The organism is Idiomarina sp. X4 (assembly GCF_002808045.1).
Lineage (GTDB): Bacteria > Pseudomonadota > Gammaproteobacteria > Enterobacterales > Alteromonadaceae > Idiomarina.
Window position 1 is genome coordinate 1,194,352 of the sequence record NZ_CP025000.1, and the last position, 12,300, is coordinate 1,206,651.

Consider the following 12,300-nt stretch of genomic DNA (forward strand, 5'->3'; position numbering starts at 1 on the left):
GTTCCTTATCGGTTTTCCGTGATGGTTTTACGGATAGCACTAATGGTTTGATCTTTCTCGTGCCAACGCAAGTTAAGCCAGTTTTGAAAGTGCTCTTTAAACTCTGGGTCATTAGCGTAGTCGCCAATTAAGTCTGCTGTAACCGGCAGCGTTTTGATATCCACATAAACGTTTTTGAGTCGCCCGGTGAGTAAATGCCAAACAACGGGACGCGAGTCGTTACCCGGGTAAACAATAGTGACGTCTAAAATGGCCTCAAACTGTTCGCCCATGATTTGCATAGAAAAGGCGGTGCCGCCCGCTTTTGGAGGAAGTAGATTTTTAAACGGGCTGTTCTTTTTCTTATGTTTCTCTGGTGTGAAACGAGTACCTTCGCAGAAATTAACGACGGTTGTCGGAATATGTCGGAATTTAGCGCACGAGCGTGTCGTGGTTGCGATATCTTTGCCTTTAAGATGAGGTTTTTTCTTTATCAGTTCCTTTGAGTAGCGCTTCATAAAAGGCATGTCTAGAACCCAGCAGCCCCAACCGATAACCGGTATCCACATAAGCTGAGATTTCAGGAAGAAGCGGGGTGTTGGCATATGGCGGCGAGTGAGGTGCATCAGCACAAGCACATCCACCCAGCTGCGGTGGTTTGCCATGACCATGTACCAGCCGTTTTCGTGAAGATCTAAGTCGCCTTTTATATGCCATTCCATGCGTTGAGTCAGTTGGAACATCATTGACATACAGTAAGCCCAGATGCGGAATAGACCGTTAGCAGCGGCTGAACACAAACGCTGAGTTACAGGAAAAGGCAAAAGAATTTTGAAAACACCAACACCGATAATCGAAACGCCAATAATAGCGGTTGTGATAACTCCCCACAGCAAGTGAGCGACGACTCTGAAGGGAATAAGTAACGATGTCAGCATATTTACTGGTGCCTTCCTAAAAGTGAATAGTTTCAGAAATAATAACTTAAGCCGTGCTTTATGTCTGTTGCGAAAGGGTAAAAAATAATGATACTGTATATATGTACAGTATTGAGGGGTTAGTATGCAGCCAAATCTACAGCGACTCATAGAACAAGGGGTTGTTTGGCAAGGGCAGACAAAAGCAGAGCAAACGACCGGCTATGTAAAAACAGGTTTTTCAAAGCTTGATGAACTGTTAGGTGGCGGCTGGCAAACTCCCGGTTTGCATGAGTGGCAATTGAATGACCCATTTTCTGAACAGCGGTTGTTGTTGCCGTTGGTGCAACAAGCTATTGAACAGGGGCTCGCTGTATTCTGGGTGAACCCACCAGCGCAGTTGTCCGCGGCTGGCCTTCATTATCATGACTTAGGTGATGCGATGCATATCGTGGTTGAAGCCAAACAGAGTGATGCGTGCTGGGCACTTGAGCAGATATTGCGAACCAAAAACACCATGGCTTTTGCCTGGCTTTCGCAAAAAGAAACGACAGCTTCAAACGTTCGACGTTGGTATAAAGCGGCGGAGTCCGGGCAGACGGGCATAGTAATTACTGAATTTAGCGATCATCTTGAGGCTCGCCCCTATAGTAACCGATTAGCAGTACGCTTAACGGAAGGTGGCCTGGCTCTGGACATTCTAAAGCGCAAGTCGGGTTGGCCGGTTGAGAATATAGAGTTGAAGTAATGTGGTTATATTGTCATTTCCCCCAATTACAGCTGGATAACTTACTGATATCTCAGCCTGAATTTGCAAAACAGGCGGTAGCGCTTTACCGGGTGAAAAATGGACAATCTCTTATTGAACAAACTAATTTGGTTGCGCAAGAGGCCGGTGTCAGTCGCGGCATTTCCAGTGTTATGGCAATAGCACTTTATGAGGCGTTGTTACTGAAAGAGTATGAAGCAGAAAAAGAAGAAAAGCTCCTTTCAGCGGTCGCCGATCACCTTTATCAATGGGCGGCGAAATTGATTTTGGATCCGCCACAAGGAATATACCTAGAGCTGAAGAGCATCGAAAAGCTGTATGGAGGTTTGTCGAATACGGTCAGAACACTGAACTTGGCCGTTCAACAGTTGGGTTTCCTGTGCCAGCGAGCCGTTGCGAAGAATACACTAGCAGCCAGAGTTTTGGCTCAGGCAAACACACCACTGGTTATTAATAAAGCGCAAGCCGAGCGTCAGTTAAAAGATTTGTCCATAAAAAATAGCGGGTTGCCGAATAAAATAATTCGGAACTGTTTATCGGTGGGTATTTTTTCCATTGGTGATTTATTGACTATTCCCACTAGTGATATTGGCCGTCAGTTCGGAAAAGACACATTGGTGTATGTGCAAGCGTTAAGAGATGACCTGAACATTCAGCGGGCGAATCACTTTTATGAGCCATCAGAGCACTTCTTTCAACAAATCGATTTAGTCTCAGAGGTCTCTAATTGGCAAGGCTTGCGTTTCCCTATGAAACGCTTGCTTAATGACTTGGAGAGCTTTTTATACCAACGCCAAAAGGCGGTTCAACATATCACGTTTCAACTTTTCCAACGGGATAACCACTGTACAGAGTTGAGTGTATCAACAGCTACGGCCAGTTGGCGCGCTCATAGCTTTTGGTCATTGTTGCAACTGAAAATGGAGCGTTCGCCTTTAGCCGCTCCTGTTTTGGAGCTTTCTTTAAAGGCATCCGAGTTCTCGCAACTGAGTGCAAAAAGTCAGCACTTTTTTCATGAGGCTCAGGATACCCAGAGCTTATTTCCGCTTATTGGCAAGTTACAGGTGAAACTGGGCGAGCGTGCGGTTTATACCCCGGCCATTAGCGATGATCCCAGACCCGGTTTTAATGAATGTCGACAACCACCCTGCCGTTCCCAAGCGCCCTCTATAACGCCAATTAAGAGACCTCTTTGGTTACAACGAGAGCCGCAGCCAGTCAATTTGAATGAATGGCGTTTACAGGCAGGACCAGAAAGAAAACATTGTGGTTGGTGGGACTCTCAGGCTATACAGCGGGATTACTGGTTAGCGATGGATACACAGCATCGCAAAGGTTGGCTTTTCTATGAGTCAGGCCATTGGTATTTGCAGGGCTGGTTTAGCTGAGCTGCCGGTGAAACGTGAGGCTGAATTATGGCGTTCGCAGAGTTACATGCACTGAGTCATTACAGTTTTCTGCGCTCTTCCGCTGCGCCGGAAGCTTTAGTGCGCCGGGCGGATGAATTGGAGTACACCGCTATAGCCATTACCGATGAGTGCTCTGTTGCTGGGGTGGTAAAAGCTTACGAAGAAGCCCAGCAGCGAGACATTAAACTGATTATAGGCAGCGAGTTTCGTATTGCTGATTACGGCACTTTTGTTGTTATTGCGCCAACCCGGGACGCCTATGCTGAGTTGAGTCAGAAAATTACCGAGTTTCGGGGGCGCTCAAAGAAGGGTCACTATCAGGCAAGCATAGATGATTTCTTCTCTGGTTTTGGTGAGTGCCTATTATTATGGCTTCCTGACCTTCGCCAACCGCAATTAGTGGCAACTGGGAAAAAGCTTAGCAGCGTCTGGTCGTCACGGTTTTGGCTATTGTATGAACGTCACTATCAGGCCGATGACAGTGAAACATTCAGCGCACTAGTGGAACTTAAGAAGTCGCTGCATGCAAAAGTGGTCTGTGCAACCGGTGTGGTGATGGCCGCAGAACGCGAACAGCCACTGCTGGATACTATGCGAGCCATAGGTAGTGGCCAAAACCTATACGAAAATAGCGGGGTCGCAAGTGCCAATGCAGAGCGTCACCTGCGGAGCCTGCAAGAGTTAAAACAATGCTACCCCGCCGCATGGATGAAAGAGTCTGTGGATATTGCAGAGCAATGCCGCTTTTGTTTGTCCGAACTTCGTTATGAATACCCTGCGGAGCTTACCCCAAGAGGCATGTCCGCGACCCATTACCTACGACAGCTAACCGAAGCAGGGGCTCGACGACGTTACCCGAAAGGTATTCCTGAAAGCGTTCAAGCACAGTATGAGAAAGAGCTGGCACTGATACGGGAAATGCAATACGAAGCATTTTTTCTAACCATCTACGACCTGGTTCAGTTTGCCAGTAAGCAAGGCATTTTATATCAGGGGCGAGGCTCAGCGGCTAACTCAGTGGTTTGTTTTTGTTTAGGCATTACTGCAGTTAACCCATCGCAAATTGAGGTGCTGTTCGAGCGGTTTATTTCTAAGGAGCGTAACGAACCGCCGGACATTGATGTCGACTTTGAACACGAGCGTCGGGAAGAAGTCATTCAGTATATTTACCAGAAATACACTCGAAAGCGAGCTGCATTGGCGGCAACAGTGATTACTTATCGGTTTAAAAGCGCCTTCCGTGATGTAGGTAAAGCATTGGGCTTTTCTGAGCAACAATTGCAGTTTTACAGCCAAAATCTAGACACCAGAGATAAAGAAGACAGCTGGCAGAAACAGTTAATACAACAACACCCAGGTGTGTTCCGATCTAAAAAAGGCACACTACTGTTGTCATTGGTTGAGCAGCTAAAAGGGGCGCCACGACATTTGTCTCAGCATGTTGGTGGCTTTGTTATAGCCTCTGACGATGTTGCTCGGTTAGTGCCAGTGGAAAATGCATCTATGCCTGAGCGCACCGTTATTCAGTGGGATAAAACCGACCTAGAAACACTCGGTCTTTTAAAGGTCGACGTGCTGGCGCTGGGTATGCTCACTGCTTTACGAAAGATGCTGGCACTAGTGAATGAAAAAGGCTTAATCGATAGTGAGCCGCTAACACTTGCTCGTATTCCGCAAGAAGATCAATGTGTTTATCAGCAGCTTCACCAAGCCGATTCTATGGGCATTTTCCAAATTGAGTCGCGGGCTCAAATGACGATGCTGCCAAGGCTGAAACCCAAAACGTTTTACGACTTGGTGATTCAAATCGCTATCGTCAGGCCGGGCCCTATTCAGGGCGATATGGTGCATCCTTACTTGCGACGTAGAGATGGCCTTGAGCAAGTCGATTACCCGAGCAACGAAGTGAAGTCGGTATTAAAACGCACGTTAGGTGTTCCTATTTTTCAGGAGCAAGTGATTAAACTGGCTATGGTTGCAGCGGGCTTTACTGGTGGAGAGGCTGATCAGCTGCGCCGGGCTATGGCCTCTTGGGGGAAGCGGGGGCAACTGACGCATTTCGAACATAAGCTTATAAAAGGTATGTTGGAGCGCGGATATACACAAGACTTCGCAGAGCGCCTGTTCAGACAGATTTGTGGTTTTGGACAATACGGGTTTCCCGAGTCGCATTCGGCTAGTTTTGCAAACCTGGCGTATGCGTCAGCCTGGTTCAAGACTCATTACCCTGCCGCTTTTTATGTGGGTTTATTAAATAGCTTGCCGATGGGCTTTTATTCGGCATCGCAGTTGGTACAGGACGGACAGCGACACCGCGTAACATTCTTACCTGCCGATATAAATCATAGCCAGTGGGACTACGAGTGGCTTAGCGATAACCCTAGTGTTGTCAGAATTGGACTGCGACAAATAAAGAGTCTGTCGGGGTCTCGCCTGAAAGAGGCGTTAAAGAGCCGGCCCGAATCAGGCTTTAAAGGACTAAAAAGCTTAGAAGATGCTGGCTTGAATAAGTTCGATATTCAGGCTCTGGCTAAAGCGGATGCGTTACGAAGTGTTTTAGGTCATCGGTATCAGGCTCACTGGGACAGTCTCAGCGAACGAGATGATCAAATGCCGTTATTTGCTCACGTACAAGATGCCTCTAGCCGTGAAGTGCAAGCACCACAAGAAGTCGAAGATATAAAGGCCGATTATGAAACACAGGGACTCAGCTTAAGACGACACCCCATTACCTTATTAAGGGCGCACTCAAAAGAATTAAGTCGATGCGTTGTTGCTGAACAGTTAGCTAGCTGTCGCTCTGGTCAGGTGTTATCCGTAGCTGGCTTAGTGACTTGTCGGCAGCGGCCGGGTACAAGTAGTGGTGTGACATTTTTTACCTTAGAAGATGAAACGGGAAATATAAATGTGGTGGTCTGGGCGCATACAGCTAGACAATTCAGGCAAACTTACTTAACCAGTAAGCTGTTATGGGTAAAAGGTGTTGTCGAAATTAAGTCGGGCGTTGTTCATGTCATTGCTGGGAGGTTAAAAGACTTAACCCCCCTACTCAACATAGAACGCATTGATAACCGACGGTTTCACTGAATTAGGAAACCGGACTTACTTGCAGTAAGTAATCATCTTTTAAGTCGACGTAGTTTTGTGCGGACTGACTGAGAAACGCAGCCTCGCCTTTATTGAGTTTGCGCTTCTTTTCGACCGGGCTTCCGACATATAAGTACCCACTTTCAAGACGCTTACCTGGCGGTACAAGACTCCCGGCACCGATGATGACATCATCCTCAACAACCACATCATCCATAATGACAGCAGACATACCAACGAGTATGCGGTTGCCCAGTTGACAGCCATGAAGCATGCAATGATGCCCTACGGTAACTTCGTCACCGATAATTAGAGGGTGGCCATCTGGATTTGATGGTGACTTACGGGTCACGTGTAATACCGTTCCGTCCTGAATATTGGTTCTTTTGCCAATGCTTATTGAGTTCACATCACCCCGGGCAGCAACCATGGGCCAGATACTGCTGTCGTCCCCCAGCGTTACATTGCCTACGATAACCGCACTTGGATCTAAATAGACGCGTTCGCCAATTATAGGCTCATGCTCCTGATAACTGCGTAAGTCTGCCATATTGGGCTCCAACGTTAATAAAGCGTTATTCATTTTATAGCAGATGATGCGAGTAAGATCATGCATCGCCTTATTCTGCACATAAAAACAGCGTGTTGCCGAAACTTTACGCAGTCAGTAAAAAAACAGTTAAAAAGGCATAAAAAGCGCTTGACGGTGAGAGTTAAATCTCTAAAATGCGCTCCACGTTCGAGGCAGGCAACGAAGCCGCCGAAAACCTAAGTTTTCTAAAAAATCTTTTTTCAAAAAAGTATTGACGGAAAACACACGGTGTGTAGAATACGCACCTCTCGCAGCCAAGGCTGCTGAGAAACGCTCTTTAAAAATTATATCAAGCCAAGCAAACTGTGTGGGCACTTGCAGAAGTTACGCAAAACAGAAATATGTATTGCAACTTTTGAATGAGTGTTCAGCTACATTAAGTAGCAAAACGCGTAATTCATTGAGTTGATTGAACTACTTTTAATTGAAGAGTTTGATCATGGCTCAGATTGAACGCTGGCGGCAGGCCTAACACATGCAAGTCGAGCGGTAACAGAGAGAAGCTTGCTTCTCTGCTGACGAGCGGCGGACGGGTGAGTAATACTTGGGAATTTGCCTTTAGGCGGGGGACAACCACTGGAAACGGTGGCTAATACCGCATAATGTCTACGGACCAAAGTGGGGGACCTTCGGGCCTCACACCTAAAGATGAGCCCAAGCGGGATTAGCTAGTTGGTGAGGTAAAGGCTCACCAAGGCGACGATCCCTAGCTGTTCTGAGAGGATGATCAGCCACACTGGGACTGAGACACGGCCCAGACTCCTACGGGAGGCAGCAGTGGGGAATATTGCACAATGGGGGCAACCCTGATGCAGCCATGCCGCGTGTGTGAAGAAGGCCTTCGGGTTGTAAAGCACTTTCAGTGGTGAGGAAAGGGTAATCGTTAATAGCGATTACAGTTGACGTTAGCCACAGAAGAAGCACCGGCTAACTCCGTGCCAGCAGCCGCGGTAATACGGAGGGTGCAAGCGTTAATCGGAATTACTGGGCGTAAAGCGTACGTAGGCGGTGTGTTAAGCTAGATGTGAAAGCCCCGGGCTCAACCTGGGAATAGCATTTAGAACTGGCACGCTAGAGTCCTGAAGAGGGTGGTAGAATTTCCAGTGTAGCGGTGAAATGCGTAGATATTGGAAGGAATACCGGTGGCGAAGGCGGCCACCTGGTCAGAGACTGACGCTGAGGTACGAAAGCGTGGGGAGCAAACAGGATTAGATACCCTGGTAGTCCACGCCGTAAACGATGTCAACTAGTTGTTCGTGTCATTAAGACGTGAGTAACGCAGCTAACGCACTAAGTTGACCGCCTGGGGAGTACGGCCGCAAGGTTAAAACTCAAATGAATTGACGGGGGCCCGCACAAGCGGTGGAGCATGTGGTTTAATTCGATGCAACGCGAAGAACCTTACCATCCCTTGACATCCAGTGAATTTTCCAGAGATGGATTAGTGCCTTCGGGAACACTGAGACAGGTGCTGCATGGCTGTCGTCAGCTCGTGTTGTGAGATGTTGGGTTAAGTCCCGCAACGAGCGCAACCCTTATCCTTAGTTGCCAGCGGTTCGGCCGGGAACTCTGGGGAGACTGCCGGTGATAAACCGGAGGAAGGTGGGGACGACGTCAAGTCATCATGGCCCTTACGGGATGGGCTACACACGTGCTACAATGGCGCGTACAAAGGGCAGCGAACCTGCGAGGGTAAGCGAATCTCATAAAGCGCGTCGTAGTCCGGATTGGAGTCTGCAACTCGACTCCATGAAGTCGGAATCGCTAGTAATCGTGGATCAGAATGCCACGGTGAATACGTTCCCGGGCCTTGTACACACCGCCCGTCACACCATGGGAGTGGGCTGCACCAGAAGTGGTTAGTTTAACCTTCGGGAGAACGATCACCACGGTGTGGTTCATGACTGGGGTGAAGTCGTAACAAGGTAGCCGTAGGGGAACCTGCGGCTGGATCACCTCCTTACATTATTGCGAACGGACGTGAGTGCTCACACAGTTTGCAGGCTTGATATTAAAAGAGAAGAAACTGGGTCTGTAGCTCAGCTGGTTAGAGCGCACCCCTGATAAGGGTGAGGTCGGCAGTTCAAGTCTGCCCAGACCCACCAAATTTGAACGATGGCTGCGTTGTTCGGGTATTCGCATACTGATGTATGCTTCACACCCTCTCGCCTTGCCCTCCTTCAAATTCCCTTGTCAGGGTTGCCGCGATGCTGAAAAGAGGGTTTCCCCGATGTCAGCACGCGCAGCATGAAGCTTCGAGAGCAAGGCGCACGTTGAGTGATTGAGGGAGCATACCTCGATGGTATGTGACTGATTGAACGAATCGCGCAACGCAGCTATCGAAACTTCAGGCAAGCATTCGGGGGCCATAGCTCAGCTGGGAGAGCGCCTGCCTTGCACGCAGGAGGTCAGCGGTTCGATCCCGCTTGGCTCCACCACTTCTTCTCTAAAGTAACCGTTAGCGTTAAGTGCTCTTGATTAAGAGTATTTACCGGTAACTTAGTGTTACACGCTCTTTAACAACATGGAAAGCTGATTGTAAATAAAGTAAGAAATGCCACTCTACTTGAACAAACCGTAAGGTAGAGGCGTATCGAACTTGTGTACAGCGAGAACAAACAATCTTGGTCATTGTATTCCAGACACCTTCGGGTTGTATGGTTAAGTGACTAAGCGTACACGGTGGATGCCTAGGCAGTTGGAGGCGATGAAGGACGTACTAACTTGCGATAAGCCATGACGAGGCAGTAAGAGCCACTTGAGTCATGGATTTCCGAATGGGGCAACCCACTGAGCTTGCTCAGTATCCGGCACTGAATAAAATAGGTGCCAGGAGGCGAACCCGGAGAACTGAAACATCTAAGTACCCGGAGGAAAAGAAATCAACCGAGATTTCCCTAGTAGCGGCGAGCGAACGGGAAGCAGCCCTTAAGCTTTACATGTGCTAACAGAATCTGTTGGGAAGCAGAGCCATAGACGGTGATAGCCCGGTATGTGAAGGTGCATGAAAAGTGAAAACGAGTAGGTCGGGACACGTGTTATCTTGACTGAATATGGGGGGACCATCCTCCAAGGCTAAATACTCCCAACTGACCGATAGTGAACCAGTACCGTGAGGGAAAGGCGAAAAGAACCCCGGCGAGGGGAGTGAAATAGAACCTGAAACCGTGTACGTACAAGCAGTAGGAGCGGACTTGTTCCGTGACTGCGTACCTTTTGTATAATGGGTCAGCGACTTATATTTTGTAGCAAGGTTAACCGCATAGGGTAGCCGTAGGGAAACCGAGTCTTAACTGGGCGTTGAGTTGCAAGGTATAGACCCGAAACCGGGCGATCTAACCATGAGCAGGTTGAAGATTGAGTAACATCAATTGGAGGACCGAACCCACTAATGTTGAAAAATTAGGGGATGACTTGTGGCTAGGAGTGAAAGGCTAATCAAGCCCGGAGATAGCTGGTTCTCCCCGAAATCTATTTAGGTAGAGCCTCGGACGAATACCATTGGGGGTAGAGCACTGTTTGGGCTAGGGGGTCATCCCGACTTACCAACCCCATGCAAACTCCGAATACCAATGAGTACTATCCGGGAGACACACGGCGGGTGCTAACGTCCGTCGTGGAGAGGGAAACAACCCAGACCGCCAGCTAAGGTCCCAAAGTTATGGCTCAGTGGGAAACGATGTGGGAAGGCACAGACAGCTAGGAGGTTGGCTTAGAAGCAGCCACCCTTTAAAGAAAGCGTAATAGCTCACTAGTCGAGTCGGCCTGCGCGGAAGATGTAACGGGGCTAAGCCATACACCGAAGCTGCGGCAGTAGTTTACTACTGGGTAGGGGAGCGTTCTGTAAGCGGATGAAGGTGAATCGAGAGGTTTGCTGGACGTATCAGAAGTGCGAATGCTGACATGAGTAACGATAATGCGGGTGAAAAACCCGCACGCCGGAAGACCAAGGTTTCCTATCCCATGCTAATCAGGGTAGGGTAAGTCGGCCCCTAAGGCGAGGCGGAAACGCGTAGTCGATGGGAAACAGGTTAATATTCCTGTACCGATGTTCATTGCGATGGGGGGACGGAGAAGGCTAGGCAAGCGCGGCGTTGGTTGTCCGCGTGAAAGTGCGTAGGCTGGTGACTTAGGCAAATCCGGGTCGCTAAGGCTGAGACACGAGACGAGCACCTACGGGTGTGAAGTTGCTGGTGCCCTGCTTCCGGGAAAAGCCTCTAAGCTTCAGATGAACATCGACCGTACCCGAAACCGACACAGGTGGTCAGGTAGAGAATACTAAGGCGCTTGAGAGAACTCGGGTGAAGGAACTAGGCAAAATAGTACCGTAACTTCGGGAGAAGGTACGCCGCTGGTGGTGATTGACTTCGCGTCATAAGCTACTGGCGGTCGCAGTGACCAGGTGGCTGGGACTGTTTATTAAAAACACAGCACTCTGCTAACTCGAAAGAGGACGTATAGGGTGTGACACCTGCCCGGTGCCGGAAGGTTAATTGATGGGGTTAGCTTAGGCGAAGCTCTTGATCGAAGCCCCGGTAAACGGCGGCCGTAACTATAACGGTCCTAAGGTAGCGAAATTCCTTGTCGGGTAAGTTCCGACCTGCACGAATGGTGTAACCATGGCCACGCTGTCTCCACCCGAGACTCAGTGAAATTGAAATCGCAGTGAAGATGCTGTGTACCCGCGGCTAGACGGAAAGACCCCGTGAACCTTTACTACAGCTTGGCACTGAACATTGAACCTACATGTGTAGGATAGGTGGGAGGCTTAGAAGCACTGGCGCTAGTTGGTGTGGAGCCATCCTTGAAATACCACCCTTGTATGTTTGATGTTCTAACATAGGCCCCTAATCGGGGTTGTGGACAGTGCCTGGTGGGTAGTTTGACTGGGGCGGTCTCCTCCCAAAGAGTAACGGAGGAGCACGAAGGTTGGCTAAGTACGGTCGGACATCGTACGGTTAGTGCAATGGCAGAAGCCAGCTTAACTGCGAGACAGACACGTCGAGCAGATACGAAAGTAGGTCATAGTGATCCGGTGGTTCTGAATGGAAGGGCCATCGCTCAACGGATAAAAGGTACTCCGGGGATAACAGGCTGATACCGCCCAAGAGTTCATATCGACGGCGGTGTTTGGCACCTCGATGTCGGCTCATCACATCCTGGGGCTGAAGTCGGTCCCAAGGGTATGGCTGTTCGCCATTTAAAGTGGTACGCGAGCTGGGTTTAGAACGTCGTGAGACAGTTCGGTCCCTATCTGCCGTGGGCGTTTGAGAGTTGAGAGGAGCTGCTCCTAGTACGAGAGGACCGGAGTGGACGAACCTCTGGTGTTCGGGTTGTCACGCCAGTGGCACTGCCCGGTAGCTATGTTCGGAATCGATAACCGCTGAAAGCATCTAAGCGGGAAGCGAGCCTCGAGATAAGCTCTCACTAGCACTTAGAGTGCTCTGAAGGGTCGTTGAAGACTACGACGTTGATAGGCGGGGTGTGGAAGCGTAGTAATGCGTTGAGCTAACCCGTACTAATTGCCCGTGAGACTTAACCATACAA

5 protein-coding genes, 2 tRNA genes and 2 rRNA genes are annotated in these 12,300 nt (G+C 49.1%); 7 read left to right on the forward strand and 2 right to left on the reverse strand.

Annotated features, from left to right (window positions below):
- Positions 1-5 precede the first annotated feature (5 nt).
- Positions 6-917 carry an acyltransferase gene (locus CWC33_RS05745; protein ID WP_088767144.1) on the reverse strand — a complete coding sequence of 304 codons (912 nt, stop codon included), beginning with the start codon at positions 915-917 and terminating at the stop codon, positions 6-8.
- A gap of 124 nt (positions 918-1,041) precedes the next feature.
- Here CWC33_RS05745 and CWC33_RS05750 point away from each other — a divergent pair, with 124 nt between their 5' ends.
- From CWC33_RS05750 to CWC33_RS05760, 3 genes are read left to right on the forward strand one after another with little or no spacing between them, the layout of a single operon-like run.
- On the forward strand, positions 1,042-1,644 hold the full coding sequence (locus CWC33_RS05750; protein ID WP_100691158.1) for an ImuA family protein: 603 nt from the start codon (positions 1,042-1,044) through the stop codon (positions 1,642-1,644).
- Positions 1,644-3,053 carry a Y-family DNA polymerase gene (locus CWC33_RS05755; RefSeq protein WP_100691159.1) on the forward strand — a complete coding sequence of 470 codons (1,410 nt, stop codon included), beginning with the start codon at positions 1,644-1,646 and terminating at the stop codon, positions 3,051-3,053. The genes CWC33_RS05750 and CWC33_RS05755 overlap by 1 nt, the downstream gene beginning before the upstream one ends.
- 27 nt (positions 3,054-3,080) lie before the next feature.
- On the forward strand, positions 3,081-6,161 hold the full coding sequence (locus CWC33_RS05760; protein WP_100691160.1) for an error-prone DNA polymerase: 3,081 nt from the start codon (positions 3,081-3,083) through the stop codon (positions 6,159-6,161).
- A 1-nt stretch (position 6,162) separates the two neighbouring features.
- Here CWC33_RS05760 and CWC33_RS05765 read toward each other — a convergent pair whose 3' ends face one another.
- Entirely contained in the window at positions 6,163-6,711 is a 549-nt protein-coding gene (locus tag CWC33_RS05765) for a gamma carbonic anhydrase family protein (protein WP_100692285.1), read from the reverse strand.
- A gap of 463 nt (positions 6,712-7,174) precedes the next feature.
- On the opposite strand from CWC33_RS05765, the gene CWC33_RS05770 reads away from it, so the two are divergent.
- The 4 genes from CWC33_RS05770 to CWC33_RS05785 all read left to right on the forward strand — a co-directional run bounded on the left by CWC33_RS05770 (position 7,175) and on the right by CWC33_RS05785 (position 12,296).
- A 16S ribosomal RNA gene (locus CWC33_RS05770) occupies positions 7,175-8,716 on the forward strand.
- A gap of 65 nt (positions 8,717-8,781) precedes the next feature.
- A tRNA-Ile gene (locus CWC33_RS05775) sits at positions 8,782-8,858 on the forward strand.
- Between the two features lie 257 nt (positions 8,859-9,115).
- A tRNA-Ala gene (locus tag CWC33_RS05780) sits at positions 9,116-9,191 on the forward strand.
- Between the two features lie 221 nt (positions 9,192-9,412).
- Positions 9,413-12,296 (forward strand): 23S ribosomal RNA (locus CWC33_RS05785).
- The 16S and 23S rRNA genes sit together here with 2 tRNA genes alongside, the layout of an rRNA operon.
- Positions 12,297-12,300 lie beyond the last annotated feature (4 nt).